The organism is Streptomyces pyxinae, assembly GCF_024756275.1.
In the GTDB taxonomy this organism is placed as follows: domain Bacteria; phylum Actinomycetota; class Actinomycetes; order Streptomycetales; family Streptomycetaceae; genus Streptomyces; species Streptomyces pyxinae.
Map to the genome: position 1 here is coordinate 447,062 of NZ_JANUGQ010000001.1, position 20,074 is coordinate 467,135.

20 protein-coding genes are annotated in these 20,074 nt (G+C 75.3%); 7 read left to right on the forward strand and 13 right to left on the reverse strand.

The window, feature by feature from the left end; genetic code table 11:
* Window positions 1–197: 197 nt before the first annotated feature.
* From NX801_RS01870 to sigE, 5 genes are all read right to left on the reverse strand, one after another.
* Complete coding sequence (locus NX801_RS01870; RefSeq protein WP_258784941.1) at window positions 198–851, reverse strand: hypothetical protein; 654 nt, start codon at window positions 849–851, stop codon at window positions 198–200.
* Between the two features lie 158 nt (window positions 852–1,009).
* Window positions 1,010–1,453, reverse strand: a complete 444-nt coding sequence (locus tag NX801_RS01875) for a sec-independent translocase (protein WP_258784942.1) — start codon at window positions 1,451–1,453, stop codon at window positions 1,010–1,012.
* 114 nt (window positions 1,454–1,567) lie between these two features.
* Window positions 1,568–2,923 (reverse strand): S1C family serine protease, encoded by a 1,356-nt coding sequence (locus tag NX801_RS01880; RefSeq protein WP_428986034.1) that lies wholly within the window; start codon window positions 2,921–2,923, stop codon window positions 1,568–1,570.
* 133 nt (window positions 2,924–3,056) lie between these two features.
* Entirely contained in the window at window positions 3,057–4,091 is a 1,035-nt protein-coding gene (locus NX801_RS01885) for a zf-HC2 domain-containing protein (protein WP_258784943.1), read from the reverse strand.
* Window positions 4,088–4,849, reverse strand: a complete 762-nt coding sequence (sigE, locus tag NX801_RS01890) for an RNA polymerase sigma factor SigE (protein WP_258784944.1) — start codon at window positions 4,847–4,849, stop codon at window positions 4,088–4,090. Before sigE ends, NX801_RS01885 begins: the two co-directional genes overlap by 4 nt.
* A 342-nt stretch (window positions 4,850–5,191) precedes the next feature.
* Between sigE and NX801_RS01895 the strand changes: the two genes are divergently transcribed.
* A complete protein-coding gene (locus tag NX801_RS01895) occupies window positions 5,192–5,857 on the forward strand; it encodes an O-methyltransferase (protein ID WP_258784945.1) in 666 nt (221 codons plus the stop codon).
* Between the two features lie 305 nt (window positions 5,858–6,162).
* On the opposite strand, the gene NX801_RS01900 is transcribed toward NX801_RS01895, so the two are convergent.
* On the reverse strand, window positions 6,163–6,330 hold the full coding sequence (locus NX801_RS01900; RefSeq protein ID WP_003966491.1) for a DUF3117 domain-containing protein: 168 nt from the start codon (window positions 6,328–6,330) through the stop codon (window positions 6,163–6,165).
* 348 nt (window positions 6,331–6,678) lie between these two features.
* On the opposite strand from NX801_RS01900, the gene chcB reads away from it, so the two are divergent.
* Entirely contained in the window at window positions 6,679–7,479 is an 801-nt protein-coding gene (chcB, locus tag NX801_RS01905; protein WP_258784946.1) for a 2-cyclohexenylcarbonyl CoA isomerase, read from the forward strand.
* A 606-nt stretch (window positions 7,480–8,085) separates the two neighbouring features.
* Here the strand turns inward: chcB and NX801_RS01910 are convergent.
* A complete protein-coding gene (locus tag NX801_RS01910; protein ID WP_258784947.1) occupies window positions 8,086–8,676 on the reverse strand; it encodes a DNA-3-methyladenine glycosylase I in 591 nt (196 codons plus the stop codon).
* Window positions 8,673–9,176 carry a DivIVA domain-containing protein gene (locus NX801_RS01915; RefSeq protein ID WP_258784948.1) on the reverse strand — a complete coding sequence of 168 codons (504 nt, stop codon included), beginning with the start codon at window positions 9,174–9,176 and terminating at the stop codon, window positions 8,673–8,675. The genes NX801_RS01910 and NX801_RS01915 overlap by 4 nt, the downstream gene beginning before the upstream one ends.
* Window positions 9,177–9,413: 237 nt before the next feature.
* Between NX801_RS01915 and folP the strand changes: the two genes are divergently transcribed.
* Window positions 9,414–10,274: a dihydropteroate synthase gene (gene folP / locus NX801_RS01920; protein WP_258784949.1), complete on the forward strand. Its 861-nt coding sequence runs from the start codon at window positions 9,414–9,416 to the stop codon at window positions 10,272–10,274.
* 381 nt (window positions 10,275–10,655) lie between these two features.
* Here the strand turns inward: folP and NX801_RS01925 are convergent, their stop codons facing one another.
* Together NX801_RS01925 and dapE are read right to left on the reverse strand one after the other, a co-directional pair.
* A complete protein-coding gene (locus NX801_RS01925; RefSeq protein ID WP_258784950.1) occupies window positions 10,656–11,411 on the reverse strand; it encodes an LOG family protein in 756 nt (251 codons plus the stop codon).
* A gap of 69 nt (window positions 11,412–11,480) precedes the next feature.
* The gene (gene dapE, locus NX801_RS01930; protein ID WP_258784951.1) at window positions 11,481–12,635 is read right to left on the reverse strand and encodes a succinyl-diaminopimelate desuccinylase; all 1,155 of its coding nucleotides are present in this window, start codon (window positions 12,633–12,635) and stop codon (window positions 11,481–11,483) included.
* A 39-nt stretch (window positions 12,636–12,674) separates the two neighbouring features.
* Between dapE and NX801_RS01935 the strand changes: the two genes are divergently transcribed.
* Together NX801_RS01935 and NX801_RS01940 are read left to right on the forward strand one after the other, a co-directional pair.
* Window positions 12,675–13,640 carry a VldE C-terminal domain-containing protein gene (locus NX801_RS01935; RefSeq protein ID WP_258784952.1) on the forward strand — a complete coding sequence of 322 codons (966 nt, stop codon included), beginning with the start codon at window positions 12,675–12,677 and terminating at the stop codon, window positions 13,638–13,640.
* Between the two features lie 800 nt (window positions 13,641–14,440).
* Window positions 14,441–14,887, forward strand: a complete 447-nt coding sequence (locus NX801_RS01940) for an ATP-binding protein (protein ID WP_258784953.1) — start codon at window positions 14,441–14,443, stop codon at window positions 14,885–14,887.
* 147 nt (window positions 14,888–15,034) lie between these two features.
* Here the strand turns inward: NX801_RS01940 and dapC are convergent, their stop codons facing one another.
* Together dapC and fdxA are read right to left on the reverse strand one after the other, a co-directional pair.
* Window positions 15,035–16,153 (reverse strand): succinyldiaminopimelate transaminase, encoded by a 1,119-nt coding sequence (dapC, locus tag NX801_RS01945; RefSeq protein WP_258784954.1) that lies wholly within the window; start codon window positions 16,151–16,153, stop codon window positions 15,035–15,037.
* Between the two features lie 222 nt (window positions 16,154–16,375).
* On the reverse strand, window positions 16,376–16,696 hold the full coding sequence (fdxA, locus tag NX801_RS01950; protein WP_258784955.1) for a ferredoxin: 321 nt from the start codon (window positions 16,694–16,696) through the stop codon (window positions 16,376–16,378).
* A gap of 113 nt (window positions 16,697–16,809) precedes the next feature.
* Here fdxA and NX801_RS01955 point away from each other — a divergent pair, with 113 nt between their 5' ends.
* Both NX801_RS01955 and NX801_RS01960 read left to right on the forward strand, forming a co-directional pair.
* Entirely contained in the window at window positions 16,810–17,940 is a 1,131-nt protein-coding gene (locus NX801_RS01955; protein WP_258784956.1) for a GNAT family N-acetyltransferase, read from the forward strand.
* A 5-nt stretch (window positions 17,941–17,945) separates the two neighbouring features.
* Window positions 17,946–18,812: a transglutaminase-like domain-containing protein gene (locus NX801_RS01960; protein WP_258784957.1), complete on the forward strand. Its 867-nt coding sequence runs from the start codon at window positions 17,946–17,948 to the stop codon at window positions 18,810–18,812.
* A gap of 263 nt (window positions 18,813–19,075) precedes the next feature.
* Here the strand turns inward: NX801_RS01960 and NX801_RS01965 are convergent, their stop codons facing one another.
* A complete protein-coding gene (locus NX801_RS01965; RefSeq protein WP_258784958.1) occupies window positions 19,076–19,807 on the reverse strand; it encodes a PepSY domain-containing protein in 732 nt (243 codons plus the stop codon).
* Window positions 19,808–20,074 lie beyond the last annotated feature (267 nt).

The window sequence follows — 20,074 nt, forward strand, 5'->3', positions numbered from 1 at the left end:
GTTCCCCGGAGGCTCCGCGCTCCCCCAGGCTTCGTCCGGGGGACCCCACTCCCTTTCGACACCCGCGCGCCCCTTCGGCTCGCTCGCCCAGGGGGACGGCGTACCGGTGAAGGCCGGGCTCGGCAGCGCGCCGGTGCCCGGCCTTGCTCGTCGGTCCGGCAGCCCTCGGGGCGCGGCCCGGCGGGCGCCTCCGGTGCTCAGCCGCAGTAGCGGCTCAGGTCCGGGAGCGCCGCGAAGCCGAGGCCGTACGCGCTGATGCCGCGGCCGTAGGCGCCCAGGTGGACGCCGGCGCCGGTGGTGCCGGCGAGGATCCAGCCGTACTCGGACTCGCGGTAGTGGAAGGGCATCGGGACCCCGTCGACCGGCAGGGAGAGCGTGGCCCAGTCCTCGCCGCCGAGGTCGTCCGCGAGCTCGAAGGCCGTCTCGGTCTGCTGGGCCACCCAGTCGTCCCGCAGCGAGTAGTCCATCTGGGCCGGCCAGGTGTAGGCGATCAGTCCCGAGCCGGCCAGCCAGGCGGCCGACGACACGCTGGTGGCGTCCAGGACGCCGGTGCCGTCGCCGGAGCGGCGGACCGGGCTGGCGGCGACGGTGACGACCGCCGCGAACCGCTCCTTCTCCAGGCCGTCCTCGACCTTTATCGACGGCTGGTCCCCGTGCCCGGTCGAGCCGTGCTGGACCGTGCCGTCGGCGGAGGTGCCGACCTGCATCAGCCAGCGCGGACCGGTGAACGCCTGGTCCAGGCCGTACCAGGGAAAGGTGGCGCGCAGGTAGCCCTCCACCACCCGGCGGTCGGCCGGTGTCCGCTCCTCGGACGCGGCGTCCCGCTCTCCTGCCCGGCTCGTCGTGTCCATCTGTCCGGCCGCCTCCTCGCTCCCTGGCGTCCGGCGCGGACAGCCCCTCGGGCGACCTGGCTACCGGACAGATGGAGAGGATAACCACCCGGCGCCGCCCGGTCCGGAAAGGGCACCGCTCCGGCGGCGTCGCCGTACGGTCCCGGGGGCCGGGCGGCTCAGGTGGCGTCGGAGTCGAACGGCGGACGCTCGCCGGGCTCCGGCCGGTCCCGCTTCTTCAGCAGGTCCGGGGTGCCCGAGCCGTTCACCACGGCGGGGACGGAGCTGCCGGTCTCCCGGCCGGTCACCGCGTCGGTCACCTCGTTGATCTCCTTGCGGAGGTCGAAGCTGCTGCGCAGCTCGTGCAGGTCCTTGAAGTCGTCGTTCTCGGTGAGCTGCTTGCGGATGAAGTTCTTGGGGTTGAGGTCCTCGAAGTCGAAGTCCTTGAAGTCCGGCCCCAGCTCGCTGCGGATGTCCTGCTTGGCGTTCTCCGAGAAGTCGCGGATCTTGCGGATGAACCGGGCGACGTCCTGGATGACCTTCGGCAGCTTGTCCGGGCCGAAGACGAGCACGGCGAGGACGACGAGCACCAACAGCTCCATTGTGCCTATGTCATTGAACACCTTGCCGCTCCTTCACAGCGCCCGGCTCTTCCGCTCGTCCGGGACCGTCCGTCCGCTGGGGCCCGGTCCACGGTACCTGTCCGAAGTGTCCGGGCGGTACCGACCCGGTGCCGGTCAGCCGTCCGAGGAGGAACCAAGGGTCAGGGTCACCGCCCGCTGAGCGCCCGCCCGCTGCAGGGTCAGCCGGAGCCGGTCGCCGGGGCGGTGGGCGCGGATCCGGACGATCAGCTCCTCGCCGCTGTGCACCCGCCGTCCGTCGGCCGCCGTGATGACGTCCCCGGGGCGGATGCCCGCCTGGTCGGCGGGGCCGCCGGGGACGACCGCCGGATCGCCGTCGGTGCCGTCGGTGCCGTCGTCGGTGTCGTCGTCGACCCGGGCGCCGTCGCCGTCGTACTTCATGTCCAGGCTGACGCCGATCACCGGGTGCCGGGCCCGGCCCGTGTTGATGAGCTCCTCCGCGACCCGTCTGGCCTGGTTGACCGGGATGGCGAAGCCGAGCCCGATGGAGCCGGACTGGCCGCCGCCGCGGGCGGTGCCGTTGTCGGCGGCCCGGATGGCGCTGTTGACGCCGATGACCCGGGCGCGGGAATCGACCAGCGGGCCGCCCGAGTTGCCGGGGTTTATCGGGGCGTCGGTCTGGAGCGCGTCCACATAGCTGACATCGCTGCCGCCGTCCTCGCCGCCGGCGGTGACCGGCCGCTCCCGGGCGCTGATGATCCCGGCGGTGACGGTGTTCCGGAGGTCGAAGGGGGCGCCGATGGCCACCACCGGATCACCCACCCGGACATCGTCGGAGTTGCCCAGCGGCAGCGGGGTGAGGCCCTCGACCCGGGAGACCCGGACCACCGCGAGGTCGTAGCCGCCGTCCTTGCCGACCAGTTCGGCGGTGGCGGTCTCGCCGCCGCTGAAGGTCACGCTGATCCGGCCGGAGGCGCCCGCCGCGTCGATCACATGGTTGTTGGTGAGGATGTGGCCGCGCCGGTCGAGGACGAAGCCGGTGCCGGTGCCCTGTTCGGAGCCGCCGCTGACATGCAGGGTGACCACCCCGGGCAGCGTCCGGGCGGCGATCCCGGCCACGCTCTCCGGCGGCCGGCCGGTGTCCTCCCGGGGTGCCTGCGGCAGCTCCACGGTGGTCAGGGCGCCGCTGCGCTCGGCGTACGCGCCGACCCCGCCGCCCACCACCCCGGCGACCAGGGCCAGCAGCACGGCGCCGATCACCCCGGGGCCGCGCCGCCGGCTCCGGGGCGCGGCCGGGTGGTCCGTGCGGAACAGCGGCTGCCCGGCGCCCGGAGCCCCCGGGCCCTCCGGGGCGCCCCAGGGGTCGTACCGGGTCCAGGCGCTGGTTCCGGGTGTCCCGGGGGCGGCGGCACCCGGGGCGCCGAGAGGGGGTCGCCCGGGGGCGTCGTCCCACTCCGGCGGCTGCGGCGGCCGGCCCTGGGACGTACCGCCGTCGGAGGTGCCGTGGTCCATGATCTCCCCGCTCCCCTGCGCCCGGCCGGGCGCCCCCGGCCGATTGAACCAGGTCCGGGGCGCCCCGCGCAGGGGTGTGGACCGGCTTTCCGACGGGTCGGCGGCCCGGGCCGCAGTCCCCGCCGGGGGCGGGTCAGCGCCGGGCGGTCAGCGGCAGGGAGGACGAGGGGGGCACGGCCAGCGCGGCGGACCAGGGGGTGACCGGGGCGGGCGCGGGCCGGGGCGTACCGATCGCCGCCGCGCCGCCGGTGGTCGTACCGTCCGGCAGCGCACCGGCCTGGACGGCGAGCGGCAGCGCCAGCGGTACGGCGAGTGTGCTCCGCGCGGCGGTGCCGGACAGGCCCACCTGCCGGGTGGCCGGAAATGGCTGTGCCGGAAGGGGCTGCCCGCCCACGACGGGCCGGTCCCCGCGCGGTGCCGAGCGGGCCGGCGGGGTCGCGGGCCTCTCCGGTGAACGGCCCGCGCCGGTATCGGTCCCGGTACCGGTGAAGCCGGTGGCTCCGCCCCGGCGGCGGTTCTCCTGGGCCGGGGCGGCACTGGGAGCGCGCAGCGGGGTGACGTTGTTGCTCTTCACCTCGCCCCGGACGTCCAGCGCCGCGCCCCCGGTGGGCACCGCGCCGCTGCCCAGGGCGATGGCGGCCAGGGACACCGCGCCGGCCGCCGCGAAGGCGAACCTGCGCCCGCGCCCCGGGGCGCCGCGCTCCGCCTCGGCCGCACCCGGCTGGTAGACCGCGAAGCCGTGGCCCGGGCGCCCGGCGAGCACCGGGGCCCGGCCGAAGACACCGGGGCCCGGTCCGGACGGGCCGTTCTCGCGCTCGGCCGCTCCCGGTCCGCGGCCGCCGCCGGTCCGGCCGTATCCGCCGAGCGGCTCACCGGCCGCGAACAGCCCGGGGCCGAGGGGGCCCCCGAACTCCTCACCGCCGTCCGTCCCGCCGCCGGGCAGTCCGTGGAGGCGGGCGAGCAGCCCGGCCGACGGGGGCGGCGGGGGCGCCTGGGCGAACACGCTCTTCAGCCGGCGCTGGGCATCCGCCTCGGACTTGCACTTGGGGCAGGTCGCCAGATGGGCGAGGACCCGCTCCCGGGCGTCATGACCCAGCTCGCCGTCGACGAGCGCGGCGAGCCGGTCCCCGAGATGCTGTTCCGCCGGGGTCGGACGGGTGCCACTCACGCGGCGCCGCCCTCCGCGCCGGCCACCGCGAGCTGCCGGTGCGCGCTCCGGGTCTCCGGAGCCCGGTGCTTGAGGGCCTTGCGCAGATGGGAACGCCCGCGGTGGATGCGGCTGCGGACCGTGCCGAGCTTCACGCCCAGGGTGGCGGCGATCTCCTCGTACGAGAGTCCCTCGATGTCGCAGAGGACCACGGCGGCCCGGAACTCCGGCGCCAGGGTGTCCAGCGCCTGCTGGACATCGGCGTCGAAGTGGGTGTCGTGGAAGACCTGCTGCGGAGAGGGCTCACGGCTGGGCAGCCGCTCGGCGGCGTCGTCACCGAGGGCGTCGAACCGGATCCGCTGCTTGCGGCGGACCATGTCCAGGAACAGGTTGGTGGTGATCCGGTGCAGCCAGCCCTCGAAGGTGCCGGGGGTGTACGTCGAGAGGGACCGGAACACCCGGACGAAGACCTCCTGGGTGAGGTCCTCGGCGTCGTGCTGATTGCCGGTCAGGCGGTAGGCGAGGCGGTAGACGCGGCCACTGTGGGTGCTGACGATCTCCTCCCAGGTAGGAGGAGTCCACGCCTGCGAATCCGCATCCGGTGCGAAGGTCGCGGTGGTCGGCGCGGAGTCGGTGGCGCGGGAACGGTCAGCGGTGTCGGTCACGGATTTCGGCCCACTCCCCGACCTGAGCAGGCGCCGCAGCACCCCGCCCCGGTCAACAGGCGCGGCCGCACCTCCCCTGTCGGCTCTGGTGGTGTCCAGTGGAGCCCCTACCATAGCCACCTCGCCCGTTAGCTCCGGATAAGAATCTTTACGCGAATTTGGGGCCGACTTCCGGCCACGCTCCGGGGGCCGCCACGCCAGGTGCCCCCGCCTTCGCCGCGGTTCGCGCCTCATGTCCTCTTCACCCCGGTTGCCTCGGTTCCTCGCCGGTTCCCTTCGCTTCCTGTCGCTTTCCGGCGCTCCCTGGTCGTTTCCCGGTCGTTTCCCGGTGTTTTTCAGGGCTTCCGCCGTTTGGGTACGCCCCTTCCGGCCCTCTCCGGACGCCCTCTGCGGCTCTCCTCCTCCAACGTGTGGTCCCATCTGCGGGTTCCCGGGCCCGAACGGATACAGTCACCGTTGCGCCAACTACGGGGACAGGAGAGGGTCATTACCGCCAACCGGCAGACGAGCTGGGCGTTCGCCGACGCCTACGTCGCCGAGGACGAAGCGCTGCGCTGGGCCCGGGACCGGGCCCGGGAAGCGGGGCTGCCCTCGGTGTCGCCCGGCACCGGTGCCGCGTTGCGTCTGCTGGCCGCCGCGGCCGACGCCAAGGCGGTGGCCGAGATCGGCACCGGAACGGGTGTCTCCGGACTCCATCTGCTGCACGGAATGCGCCCGGACGGGGTATTGACCACGGTCGACCCGGACCAGGAGAGCCAGCAGCTGGCCCGGCAGGCGTTCCGGGCGGCCGGGTTCGCCGGCAACCGGGCGCGGTTCATTCCGGGCCGGGCCCTGGAGGTGCTGCCCCGGCTCGCGGACGGCGGTTACGACCTGGTCTTCTGCGACGGCGACCGCACCGAGTGCCTGGAGTACCTGGGTGAATCGTTGCGGCTGCTGCGGCCGGGCGGGCTGGTCTGCTTCGAGGGCGTCTTCGCCGACGGCCGCACGGTCGACTCGGCGGCCCAGCCGGCCGAGGTGCTGCGGCTGCGGGAACTGCTGCGGGCGGTGCGGGAGAGCCAGGAGCTGATGTCCTCGCTGCTGCCGGTGGGCGACGGCCTGCTCTGCGCGGTACGCCGGGGCTGACCCCGCCGCGCGCGGGCAACCGGACCGTACGGGCCGGGTCGCGGGTGCCGGATCCGGCGGGCCGGGCCTCAGGGAACCGGGCCGCCCGGGCCGGGCCTCAGGGGCCGGATCTCAGGGACCGGCCGGGCCGTGCTCGCGGGCCGCGGGGCGGTGGTCGCGGGCTGGCCGCGCGGCGGCGGTGGGTGGTGGTGGTTGCGGGTGGCTCCGTCGGGCACCCGGGGCATACGGCCCCAGATACGCGGAAGCCCCGGCGGGCGGCGCGTTGCCTGCCGCACCGGGGCTTCGGAAGACCCGGATGCTCCGCGTCAGCCGACGACCTTCTTCAGCGCGTCGCCCAGGGCGTCCGCCTCGTCCGGAGTCAGCTCGACGACAAGCCGACCGCCGCCTTCGAGCGGAACGCGCATGACAATGCCCCGCCCCTCCTTGGTCACCTCGAGCGGGCCGTCGCCCGTTCGCGGCTTCATGGCCGCCATGCTCGTTCCCCTTCCTGAAACCAGCTCATCGTCAGCCGACGGCCCTCTGGCATGGGCACGCATCACCGGCATCGAACACATTGCTTCCAGGTCATTATCCCGCATGGCGGTACCCGATGACCAACATCGGGCGGCATCGCTTGCGCAACGCGCTCGCGCAAAACCCCCCATTTCGGGGACCGGCCTGCGATACTTCGCCGCCACCCGTGCCAAAGCCGCCCCCCAGCGCTTTGACGCAGGTCACATCGCGGGTGGCGGCGGCCGCGTATCCGCGCCCGGCGATCTCCGCCATGCTGGGCGCGGACCGAACCCGGTCCGGCCGAACCGACCGCCGAAGGGGACCCCACCATGGCCGACACGGTGCTGTACGAGGTGAACGACGGGCTCGCCACGATCACGATCAACCGGCCCGACGCCATGAACGCCGTGAACACCGAGGCGAAGGCGGCCCTCCGGGACGCCCTCCGGCAGGCCGCCGGCGACACCGCCGTACGGGCGGTGCTGCTCACCGCGACCGGCCGTGCCTTCTGCGTGGGCCAGGATCTCAAGGAGCACGTGGCCTCGCTCGCCGCCGACCGGGAGGCGGGCACCGCGCGGACCATGGAGACCGTACGGGAGCACTACAACCCGATCGTCCGGGCGATCACCGGCATGCCCAAGCCCGTGGTGGCGGGGGTGAACGGGGTGGCGGCCGGGGCGGGTCTCGGCTTCGTCCTGGCCGCCGACTACCGGGTGGCCGCCGACACCGCCTCCTTCACCACCGCGTTCGCGGGCGTGGCGCTCACCGCCGACTCGGGCGTCTCGTGGACGCTCCCCCGGGTGGTGGGCCCGGCCCGCGCGGCCGACCTGCTGCTCTTCCCGCGCTCGATCGGCGCTCCCGAGGCGTACGAGCTGGGCCTGGTCAACAAGCTGGTGCCGGCGGCCGAGCTGGCGGCCGAGGCGGCGGCGGTGGCCCGGGCCCTGGCGGCGGGGCCCACCGTGGCCTACGCCGCGATCAAGGAGTCGCTCGCCTTCGCGGCCGGCCACACCCTGGAGGAGACGCTCGCCAAGGAGGACGAGCTCCAGAACCGGGCCGCCGCCGCCGAGGACCACACCATCGCGGTGGAGGCCTTCCTCGCCAAGGAGAAGCCCCGCTACGTGGGCCGCTGACGGTCACCGGCCGGAGGGTCCCCGGGCCGGAAGCCCCCGGGGCACGCGAGCCTCGCCCCTCCGGTCGGGGGTTCACGCCCACGATGCCCGGGGCCCGGGCCTCTCGGCCGGGGTTCCCGGGGCCGGGAGAAACCCGGTCTGGGTCTTCCCAGCCGAGCTTCCCGGGCCGGCTTCCGGGCTCCGGGACTCCGGGCCGGGGCCCCCGGCCCCGGGTTCGGGGCTCCGGGCTTCCCGGTCCGGGATCCCCCGTGCGGGCCGAGTCTCGGGCTCCCCGGTCCGGATTCGAGAACCAGGCCTCCCGGCCGGAATGTGCGGGGCCCGGAGAAACCCGGTCTGGGTCTTCCCAGCCGAGCTTCCCGGGCCAGCTTCCGGCTCCGGGACTCCGGGCCGGGGCCCCCGGCCCCGGGCTTCCCGGGCCGGCTTCCGGACTCCGGCCTCCGGCCTCCCGGTCCGGCTACCCGGACCCGGGGCCTCCGGGCCTGGGTCCGGGACCTCGGGCTTCCCGGCTCGGGATCCCCCGTCCGGGCCGGGACCCTCGCCTCCCGGTCCGGGTTTCCGGGCCTCGGGCTCCCCCTCCGGGCCCGGGCCCCCCGGTCCTGCTTCGGCTCAGCCCGTGGTGGCGCCCCGGGCCGCGCAGTCGGCCAGGTGGTCGTCGACCAGGCCGCACGCCTGCATCAGCGCGTACGCCGTGGTGGGGCCGACGAACCGCAGGCCGCGCCGCTTCAGCTCCTTGGCGAGCGCGGTGGACTCGGGCGTGACCGCCGGGACGTCCGCCAGGGTGCGCGGGACCTGGCGGGTGGCCGGATCGGGGGCGTACGACCAGATCAGCTCGTCCAGCTCGCCGGGTGCCCAGCCGGCGAGCTCCCGGGCGTTGGCGAGGCTCGCCTTGATCTTGGCGCGGTTGCGGATGATCCCGGCGTCGGCGAGCAGCCGTTCCTCGTCGGCGTCGGTGAACTCCGCGACCGCCGCGATCCGGAAGCCCGCGAAGGCGCTCCGGAAGCCCTCCCGGCGGCGGAGGATGGTGATCCAGGAGAGCCCGGACTGGAACGCCTCCAGGCAGAGCCGCTCGAAGAGGGCGTCGTCGCCGCGGACCGGGCGGCCCCACTCCTCGTCGTGGTAGATCACGTAGTCCTCGGTGGAGATGCCCCAGGGACAGCGCAGCCGGCCGTCCGGCCCCGGGATCGCGCCGCCGCTCATCGCCCGCCCTCCGGCTCCGTGGCCGGGTCCGCGCCGGTACGGCCGCCGGCCGCCCCGGCCCCGCCGTGCCGGTGGTCCCCGCCGTCCCGGCCGTCGACGCCGTCCCGGTCGTCCTCGCGCGCGGGGGCGGCGGGGGTCTCCTCCGGGGCGGGCGGCGGGGGCGCGCCCGGCTTGTCGAAGAGATCGCCCGAGCCGGTGGCGGTCGCCTGGGCGCCGGCCAGCGCGGCCTCCAGCTCCGCGATCCGGGCGTCCCGCTCGGCCAGTTCGGCACCGAGCCGGTCCAGCACGTCGTCCACGTCGGACATCCGGTAGCCCCGGGGTGCCAGCGGCAGCCGGAGCTGCTCCAGATCGGCGCGGCCCACCGGGCGGGACAGCGGCAGCGGGTCCACCGTCCGTTCGGGGCCGGCCTCGGGAAGCACCTCGCCTTCCCCTCCGCCCACCACGGCGAGCGTGACCGCGGCGACCACCACGACCATCGCCAGAGCCAAGAACCAGAACACAGCGTGCCTCTCCCCGGTGTCCGAAGCAGTACTGGGCAGTACTGAGCAATACGTCCGCCGCCGATCGTCCCACGCACCACCGACAGCGGGGACCGGCCGCCCGACCCCGGCCCCGCCGCGGCCGCCGGGCCGCCCCGGGACGGCGACCGGCCCCCCGCCCTCCGCGGTCGGCGCCGTCCCGGGGCGCCGGGCGGCTAAGGTCGGCAGGCGACCGGTACGGCGAGGAGGACATACGGGATGCTGCGGTTGGGACGACGCGAGTTCGGCGCGCACGAGCCGGTGATCATGGCGATCGTGAACCGGACCCCGGACTCCTTCTACGACCGGGGCGCCACCTTCCACGACGAGCCCGCGCTCGCCCGGGTGGACCAGGCGGTCGCGGAGGGCGCCGCCATCGTGGACATCGGTGGGGTCAAGGCGGGTCCGGGCGAGGAGGTCACCGCCGAGGAGGAGGCCCGCCGCACGGTCGGCTTCGTCGCCGAGGTGCGCCGGCGTCACCCGGACGTGGTCATCAGCGTGGACACCTGGCGCCACGAGGTGGGCGAGGCGGTCTGCGAGGCGGGGGCCGATCTGCTGAACGACGCCTGGGGCGGGGTGGACCCGAAGCTGGCGGAGGTGGCGGCACGGTACGGGGCCGGGCTGGTCTGCACCCACGCGGGCGGCGCCGAACCGCGCACCCGGCCGCACCGGGTGGAGTACGCCGATGTGATGGCCGACATCCTGCGGGTGACGGTCGGCCTGGCCGAGCAGGCGGTGGCGCTGGGGGTGCCCCGGGAGTCGGTGCTGATCGACCCGGGCCACGACTTCGGCAAGAACACCCGGCACAGCCTGGAGGCGACCCGACGGCTGGGCGAGATGACGGAGACCGGGTGGCCGGTGCTGGTCTCGCTCTCCAACAAGGACTTCGTGGGCGAGACGCTGGACCGGCCGGTCAAGGAGCGGCTGATCGGCACCCTGGCGACCACCGCCGTCTCCGCCTGGCTGGGCGCCCAGGTCTACCGGGTGCACGAGGTGGCGGAGACCCGCCAGGTGCTGGAGATGGTCGCCGCCATCGCGGGCCACCGCGCCCCCGCCACCGCCCGCCGCGGCCTGGCCTGACCCCGCCGCCGGACGCCCGCCCGGACCCCGAATCCCGCCCGGACCGACGGACCGGCCCCGGACCCGCCGGGGCCCGGCCGCCCCTGTCACGCGACGGGCGCCCGGGGACCGGGAAGTCCGGCCCGGCCACCGCCCGGAGGGCGGGCGGACCACCGGATCGCGGGGTACGCCCCCGAGCCGCACCGAACCGACCCCGCCCCCGGCCCGGCCCTGGGTCACGGGCGTACGACCCCGGACCCGTCCCCGGGCCCCGCCCGCACAACCGGACCGGTCTCCCGCCCCCGCCCGGACCACCGGACCGGGCCCGGCCCCCACCTGAACCGCCGGACCGGCCCCGGGGGCACGGCCCCTCGGGCGGCGCCGGCCGGCGGTCTCGCCCTGCTACTGCCCGGTCTCCTTGGTGACCAGGGCCACCGCCTCGTCCACGTCGTCCGTGACATGGAACAGCAGCAGATCCCGCTCGGACGCCTTGCCCTGGGCGATCACCGTGTTCCGCAGCCAGTCCACCAGACCCGACCAGTAGGCCGAGCCGAAGAGCACGATCGGGAAGCGGGTGACCTTCCGGGTCTGCACCAGCGTGAGCGCCTCGAACAGTTCGTCCAGGGTGCCGAATCCGCCCGGCAGCACCACGAACCCCTGGGCGTACTTGACGAACATCGTCTTCCGTACGAAGAAGTAGCGGAAGTTCACCCCGATGTCGACGTGCGGGTTGAGCCCCTGTTCGAAGGGGAGCTCGATGCCCAGGCCTACCGAGATGCCCCGGGCCTCGGAGGCCCCCTTGTTGGCCGCCTCCATGGCGCCGGGACCGCCGCCGGTGATCACCGCGAAGCCCGCCTCGGTCAGGGCCCGGCCGATCCGTACCCCGGCCTCGTACTCCGGTGAGCCGACCGGGGTGCGCGCCGACCCGAAGACGCTGATGGCGTTCGGCAGTTCGGCCAGTGCGCCGAACCCCTCCACGAACTCCGACTGGATGCGCATGACCCGCCACGGGTCGGTGTGCACCCACTCCGAGTCGCCCGCCGTGTCCAGCAGCCGCTGATCGGTCGTGCCGGGCTTCACCTGCTCTCTGCGGCGCAGCACAGGCCCCTGGCGCTGCTCCGCGAGCGCCCTCGGTACCTCCGCCTCGGGGTTGCCCATGATCCGCTCCCTCCGCTGAACATCGTTGCTGGGCACAGGGTAGGTCGGCGGAGGTGACGAACGGTGAAATTAACGAGGTCGGGCGGAGAGCCAGTCGTACAGCCGCCGCTCGCAGTGGACGATCCGCTCCACCACCACGTGCTCGTCCCGCTTGTGCGCGTACAGCGGGTCGCCCGGCCCGTAGTTGACGGCGGGCACCCCGAGCGCGCTGAACCGGGAGACGTCGGTCCAGCCGAACTTGGGCTTGGCGATGCCGCCGACGGCGGCCATGAACGCGGCGGCGGCCGGGTGCGAGAGGCCGGGCAGCGCGCCTCCGGTGTGGTCGTCCACGACGAACTCGTCCACCCCGCAGTCCGCGAACACCTCCCGGACGTGTGCCTCGGCCTGCTCCGGCGAAAGGTCGGGGGCGTAGCGGTAGTTGACCACCACCGTGCAGGCGTCGGGGATGACATTGGTGGCGACCCCGCCCTCGATGCCGACCGCGTTGAGCCCCTCCCGGAACTCCAGGCCGTCGATCACCGGGCGGCGCGGCTCGTAGGAGGCGAGCCGGGCCAGGATCGGGGCGGCGGAGTGGATCGCGTTGGAGCCCATCCAGCCCCGCGCGGAGTGCGCGCGCTCGCCCCGGGTGCGCAGATGGACGCGGAGAGTGCCCTGGCAGCCGCCCTCCACCTCGCCGGTGGTGGGTTCCAGGAGGATGGCGAAGTCGGCGGCGAGCCAGTCGGGATGGGCGTCGGCCACGTGCCCCAGGCCGTTGAGATGCCCGGCGACCTCCTCGTTGTCGTAGAAGATGAAGGTGAGGTCGCGGTTGGGCTCCGGGACGGTGGCGGCGATGCGCAGCTGGACGGCGACCCCGGACTTCATGTCGGAGGTGCCGCACCCCCAGAGCACGCCGTCGTCGTCCAGCCGGGAGGGGACGTTGTCCGCGATCGGGACGGTGTCGATGTGCCCGGCGAGCACCACCCGCTCGGCGCGCCCGAGGTGGGTGCGGGCGATCACATTGTTGCCGTGCCGGTCGACGGTGAGGTGCGGAAGGGCGCGGAGGGCCTGCTCGATGGCGTCCGCGAGCGGCTTCTCGGTGCCGCTGACGGAGGGGAAGTCGACCAGCGCGGCGGTCAGCGCGGGGCCGTCCAGGGTGAGATCGAGCGCGGCGGCGGGGCCCGGGGCGGGCGCGGCGGCGGGGCCGGACGGGGTGCCGGAACCGGGTGCGGGCGTGGTGTCGGGCATGGGACCGACCCTATCCCGGGCTCAAGTACGGTGGACCGCGTGTCCGACTCCGTCCCTCCGCTTCGCTCCGCCCGCCGGGATCGCCGTGCCCGCCGGGGCCGCCGCGCCCGGCCGTTGGTGGCGCTCGCCGTGCTGCTGGCGGTGGCCGGATACGTGGTCGCGCAGTATGTGACGGGCGGGCCCGGTGCCCCGCACTGCACGGTGGGCGACGGCTCGGGGTCGTACGAGCTGACGCCCGAGCAGGCCGCCAACGCCGCGACCATCTCCGCCGTCGGCACCACCCGGGGGCTGCCCGAGCGGGCGGTGACCATCGCGCTGGCGACGGCGATGCAGGAGTCGGGGCTGCGCAACCTCGGGCACGGCGACCGGGATTCGCTGGGCCTCTTCCAGCAGCGGCCCTCGCAGGGCTGGGGCACCGAGCGGCAGATCACGGACCCGGTCTTCTCGGCCGGGAAGTTCTACGACCATCTGGCCGAGGTGCCGGGGTACTCGCGGCTCCCGCTGACGGTCGCCGCCCAGCGGGTGCAGCGCAGCGGTTTCCCGCAGGCGTACGCCAAGCACGAGCCGGACGCCACCCTGCTCTCCGCCGCGCTCACCGGCCGCTCGGCCGCCTCGCTGAGCTGTGTGACGGGCGGCGCCCCGACAACGCCGGGCGACCCGGCGAAGGTGCGGCGGGAGCTGGTGCGGTCGTTCGGCACGGGCGTGCTGCCCGACCGCGGTACGTCCGCCGGTACGGCCGGGGCCGCCGGGGCCGAGCCCTGGAAGATCGCGCTGCCGGTCGCCGCGGTGGGCGCGGCCGGCCCCGGGGACGCTTCCGGCTCGCCGGACGGCGGCTCGCGGCGCGGCTGGGAGCTGGCCCAGTGGGCGGTGGCCCGGGCCAGTGAGCTCGGCCTCGCCGAAGTGCGGTACGCCGACCGGGTCTGGACCGCCCGCGACGGCTCCGACGGCTGGCGCGCGGCGGACGGCCCGGCCGCCGACGAGGTCCGCCTCACGGTCGCGCGCTGACCGCTCCACGGAGCGGCCCGTGGCGACCCCCGCCCCCGAGCCGTCCGCCGAGCCTCGTCCCTTCCCCGAGCGCCGGCCGCCCGGGGTGAGCGGCGGCCCCTGCGCTGCCGCGGGCCCCGGATCGGGGGCCGTGCCCGCCCCGGATTCCCGCCGGCCGCCCGGGCGGGCACCCGGCTCGTGTGTGCCGCCCCGGTCACCCGCGGTCCTGCGCCGGCCGCGACACCGCCGCCCCCACGTTCCGGAAGCCACGGCCGGGATCGGTACATCGGCCCGGGGCCGCCTCAGCACCCCGGCGCACGAGCCGAGGTGCGCGGCGGGCGATGCGGCCGTCCGCCGCGCGGTGGTCGTCCCTCCGCGCGGTGGCTGCCGGCGAGTCCTCCGGCAGGCGTACGGTCCGGTCGGGAGCGCCGTACCCTCTCCCCTCACACCCGGACGTCACCTCGTCCATGCGTGCGGTGGGCCACTCGTACGCGTGGTACCCCCACCTCCCCCTGCCGCCCTCCGGGTGCCCTCGGCGGTCGTCGTCCGGGCCGGGTGGAGCCCTTGCGACCACAGGGAAGTGACGCTTCGCCTGCCGCTCCTCCGACCGGCTTCTTTGCCCGGTTTTGAGAGGAACCGATAATGCGACGCGTTACCAGTTCTTTATCTTCGGCCACCGCAACCTCCCCCGGCCCCCGCTCGGTTGTCAGAGCGTCCGATCGCGGACAGACAGCACCCACCCCGTGCCTCGCCACCGCACCGCGCGGTGGCCGGCGGGGCCCGCCGGGCTCCGCGCCGGGGTCTCTCGTCGAAGGAGCATCATGTCCCTCCCCCTGACCCGCCGGATCGCCCGCGCCGCGCTGCTGATCGCCGCCGGTGCCGCGCCCGTGGTCGGTGCGGCCGGTTCCGCCGGTGCCGTGGAGCTGCCCAGCGCCAAGGACCTCGGCGGCGTCAGCAGCCTCGACACCACCTCGGCGACCGGCACGGTCAGCGAGGCCTCCGTGTCCACCACCGAGATCGCCGGGGAGGCCGGCGCCGTGGCGGTGAAGCAGGCCGTCCCGGGGGCCGGCAAGATCGTCGGGAAGGCCAGTGAGGCGGCCGTCCCCGCCGCCAAGAAGACCGCCGGCGACCTCACCGGCGACGCGGGCGAGAAGCTCGGCTCGACCACCGACGCCGTGACCGGGAGCGAGCTGCCCACCGCCGGGGTCCTCGACGGCGGACTGCCCACCGACGAGCTGCCGGTGAAGACCCTGCCCGCCCTCGGCTGAACCGGGTCCGCGGCGGTACGGCGGAGGGGCCGGGGAGACGCGTACGCTCCCCGGCCCCTCCGCCGTCGTCCCCGGCCTCCGCCGTCGTCTCCCTCCACCCCGCCGTCGTCTCCGGCCTCTCCGGCCGTGCCACGACGGGACTCGGGCTCAGCCCAGCCGCTCGACCGCGGCCTCGATCCGCTCGTCGGTCGCGGTCAGCGCGACCCGTACGAAGCGGGCGCCCGCCTCGCCGTAGAAGTCGCCGGGCGCCACCAGCACCCCGAGCGCGGCCAGGTGGGCCACCGTGTCCCAGCAGGGCTCGTCCCGGGTGGCCCAGAGATAGAGGCTGGCCTCGCTGTGCTCGATCCGGAAGCCGTGCGCCTCCAGCGCGCCGCGCAGGGCGGTGCGGCGGGCCGCGTACCGGGCGCGCTGCGCGGTCACATGGGCGTCGTCGCCCAGCGCCGCCACCGTGGCCGCCTGGACGGGGGCGGGCGTCATCATGCCGCCGTGCTTGCGGATCCTCAGCAGCTCGCCCAGCACCTCCGCGTCACCGGCGACGAAGGCGGCCCGGTAGCCGGCCAGGTTGGAGCGCTTGGAGAGCGAGTGGACGGCGACGATCCCCTCGTACGACCCGCCGCAGACCTCCGGGTGGAGCACCGAGACGGGGTCGGCCTCCCAGCCCAGCTCCAGGTAGCACTCGTCGCTGAACAGCAGCACCCCGTGGCGCCGGGCCCAGGCGACGATCCGGGTCAGCTCCTCCTGGTCCAGCACCCGGCCGGTCGGGTTGGAAGGCGAGTTGAGCCAGAGCAGCTTCAGCCCGGCCGGGTCCAGCGCGGTCGGGTCGTCGTAGACCACCGGCTCGGCACCGCAGAGCCGGGCACCCACCTCGTACGTCGGGTAGGCCAGCCGCGGGTACGCGACCCGGTCGCCGGGGCCGAGCCCCAGCTGCGTCGGCAGCCAGGCCACCAGTTCCTTGGAGCCGACCACCGGCTGGACGTTCCGGTGCGCCAGGTCCCGGGCGCCGAGCCGCCGCCCGCACCAGCCGGTGAGCGCGTCGCGCAGCTCGGGGGTGCCCCAGACGGTGGGGTAGCCCGGCGTGTCGGCGGCCCCGACCAGCGCCGCCCGGATCAGCTCCGGGACCGGGTCCACCGGGGTGCCGACCGAGAGGTCCACGATCCCGTCCAGGTGGGCCGCCGCCGTCGCCTTGTACGGCTCCAGCCGGTCCCAGGGGAAGACCGGCAGACGCGCGGAGACGGGGGTGACGGCGGGGCTCTCGGCGGCACTCACGGCGGGGCTCGCTTTCTCGTACGTACGGAAGGAGGGCGCTCCGGTCACCGGCCCCGTCCCGCTCCCGGGGGGACCGGCCGGGCGTCCCGCTGCTGCCCGGGAGGACCGGCCGGGCGCCGGACCCGGCGGAACGGAGGACCGGCCGGCCGGCGGAACGGCGGAACGCGTCGGTCCCGCACGGCGGACTCTGCCGTACGGGACCGGGGAGACAGTCGCCGGCCGTCAGCCGTTCTGCGGCGGCAGCCCGGCGACGAAGGGGTGGTCACGCTCGATGAGGCCGAGCTTGGAAGCACCACCGGGCGAGCCGAGCTCGTCGAAGAACTCGACGTTCGCCTTGTAGTACTCCTTCCATTCGTCCGGGGTGTCGTCCTCGTAGAAAATGGCCTCGACCGGGCAGACCGGCTCGCAAGCACCGCAGTCGACGCACTCGTCCGGGTGGATGTACAAGGACCGGGAGCCCTCGTAGATGCAGTCGACGGGGCACTCCTCGATGCACGCCTTGTCCTTGACGTCGACACAAGGCTGCGCGATGACGTAGGTCACGCTGTCGTTCCTCCTCGATAGGGCTGGCTTGCGCGGGAGCGCGGCGTCGTCGATGCCCGCATCTAGTATCTCCGTTCTCGGGGACTATCCGAACAGGAGGGGCGGCGAGAGCGGTGGAATTCACGGGCGGTGGACGTCTTGAGGTCCGAATCACCCCCTCTGACGTGGGAAAACGCGTCTCCGTCCGCCGGTTGAGCGACGCTGGAGCCCCCGGCGACCGGTTCACCGACACGGTGGGTGTTCTCACATCATGGGACGCGGGTGTGCTGCTGGTCACACGCCGGTCCGGGGAGGCCGTCCGGATCGCGGAGTCGTCCCTGGTCGGGGCCAAGGTGGTGCCCGCCGCCCCGGCCCGCAGGCGGGGCCCGGCGGCCGGGTTCGGGGAGCTGGCGCGGGTGCAGGCCCGGGGCTGGCCGCCGGTGGAGAGCGAGCCGCTCGGCGAGTGGACCCTGCGGGCCGCCGGCGGCTTCACCCGGCGGGCCAACTCCGCGCTGCCGCTGGGAGATCCGGGGCTGCCGCTGGATGCCGCGCTCGACCGGGTGCGCGCCTGGTACGCGGCCCGGGGCCTGCCCGCGTACCTCCAGGCGGCGACCGGGGCCGAGGGCACCCAGGAGCGGCTGTGCGCCGCGCTGGAGGAGCGGGGCTGGCTGCGGGAGGTGACCGCCGAGGTGCGGATCGGCGGGCTGGCCCCGCTGGCCGACCTGGCGTCACCGGCCGACCTGGTCCCGTCGGCCGACCTGGCGGGCCTGGCGCCGGACGCCTCCGGGGCGGCGCGCGTCACGCTGTCCCGGGAGCCGGACGAGGACTGGTTCCGGCGCTACCGGCGGTGTGCCGAGCCGGGCCCGGAGGTGCGGGCGGTGGTCACCGGCGGCCCCTCGGTCTGGTTCGCCACCGTGCCCGGCACGGGCGGCCCGGACCGGGCCCCGGACCCGGTCGGCGGACCGGCCGACGGGCCGACGACCGGCGGACCGGCGGACGGCGGACCGGCAGCGATCGGGCGGTGCGTGATCGACGGGCGCTGGGCCGGCTTCATGGCGGTGGAGGTGGACCCGGCGCGGCGGCGCCAGGGGCTGGCCACGGCCGTGATGGCGGCGCTGGCCCGGCAGGCGCTGGCCGAGGGCGCCTCGGCGGCCTGGCTCCAGGTCGAGACGGACAACGCCCCGGCGCGGGCACTCCACGACCGCCTCGGCTTCACCATCCATCACCACTATCACCACTTCCGCGCTCCCGGATCGGGTACCTGACCCCCATGCACGAGCACCATGAGCCCCCCGGCCCGTCCGGTCCGTCCCCGGCCCACGGCGAGTGGCGGCGCCGGTTCGCCGCCGAGGCCCGCGAGGAACGGCCGGACCTGGCGACCCTCTGCCTGCTGGTCGGCGCCGAGGGCGACCCGGAGCTGGGCCAGGACGGCCTGGACGCCGCCGAGATCGAACTCGACCGGCTGGCCGGGCTGCTGCCGTACGGCGCCCGCTCGCCGCACGAATGGGCCCGGGCGCTGGCCGGGCTGCTGGGCGGCCGGCTGGACTTCCACGGCACGCCGGGCGACTACCGGCGGCTGGACTCCTCGCTGCTGCCCGCCGTGCTGCGCCGCCGCCGGGGCCTGCCCATCCTGCTGTCCGTCGTCTGGCTGGAGGTGGCCCGGCGGGCGGGTGCCCCGGTGTACGGCGTGGCGCTCCCGGGCCACTTCGTGGTCGGCTTCGGGGACCCGGCCGAACAGGTGCTCGCCGATCCGTTCGCCGGGGGCGTGCCGCTCTCCCCGGACGACGCGGGACTGCTGGTGACGGGGGCGACCGGGGGCCGGCTGGAGCCGTCGATGCTCACCCCGGCCGACCCGCTGCGGATCGTGCTGCGGATCCTCAACAACATCCGGGCCTGGGCCGCCGCCCGCCCCGAGTGCTCGGCGGTGGCGCTGTGGGCGGTGGAGCTGTCGCTGCTGCTGCCCGCCCATCCGGCCCGGCTGCGGTACGAGCGGGCCGAGCTGCTGGTCCAGCGCGGCGACTTCCCGGCCGGGGCGGCGGAGCTGGAGGCGTACGCGGAGGTGGTGGACGCGGTGGAGCCGGTCGCCGCGGAGCGGGTCCGGGACATGGCGAAGGCGGCCCGGGCGATGCTCAACTGAGCCGCCAGGGCCGCCGCTGATCCGCTGGTCCGGTGCCGGCCTGCTTCAAGCCGTGCCGGCCGGCGCCGGGCCGAGCCGGCCGGCGCCGGGCCGAGCCGGCCGGCGCCGGGCCGAGCCGGCCGGCGTCGGACTGCCTCAGCCGACCGCAGGCCGCCTCAGACCGTGTCAGCCGGTGTCAGGCTGTGTCGGTCGGTGCCGGGCTGTGTCGGTCGGTGCCCGGCTGTGTCGGTCGGTGCCGGGCTGCGTCAGTCGGCGTCAGGCTGTCAGTCGGTGTCGACGTGTTCGCGGACGATGGCGCCGTCGGACGCGTTCACGTCGTAGCTGGTCTTGTTCCAGTCGTTGGTGGTCACCACGTCCACCTTCCACACCACGGTGCGGTCGTCCTTGTCGTCCAGCTCGATCGCGGTGACCGTGCCCTGCTTGCGGTCGGTGGCCGCCTTGGCCGCCTGCTGGGGCGTCCACTTGGCCTTGCCCAGCCAGTCGGTGACCTGCTTCTTGTCGTCGGCGTCCTGGTCCGACTCGGCCCGCGACTCGATGACCTTGCCGTCGACGGCGTTCACCCGCACCCGGTGCAGGGTGCCGTCCGGGGCGGCCACCTTGGCGGCCCACTCCGGGGTGCCGGGGCTGGGCGCGGGACTGGCGGAGGCGCCGCCCTCGTACCGGGTCAGCTCGATGTCGGTGAGCTTGCCCTGCGGCACCTCGCCGACGGCGGTGGCGGCCGCCTTGTCCCAGGTGACCTTGGCGGCCGGGACCAGGGCCTTCCGGTCGGCCTGGTCCTCGGTCATGCCGCCGCCGGGGCTGGCGCTGCTGGTGCCGGGCGAGGCACTGGCGCCTTCGCTGGGGCTGTGGTGCGAGGACATGCTCGGGGTCGGGGCCGCCGCGCGGACCTGGTCGGAGTCGCCTCCGTCGGTTCCGCAGGCGCTGAGCAGCAGGGTCGAGCCGAGGGCCGCGCAGACGGCGGTGACGGCACGCAGGCGCAGAGAACGAGAGGTCATGTCGGCACGCCTAACCCCTGTACCGACCCGGCATGCAGCCCGGGCGCAGAGTCACCCGATCGGCCGTGTGTCGCCGCCGCGTCCCCGATACGGGCATCCGTACGGGCACGGGGCACGGAGCCGTACCGGCGGCGGGCCCCCGGAAGCGCGGATCCCGGACGCGGCCCGTGCGGCGCCCATGCGGAGCCCGTACCAAGCCCGGACACGGCACCGGCCCCGGTCCGTACGGGACGGGCCGGGGCCGGCGGCGGGTGACCGGGAGCGGGC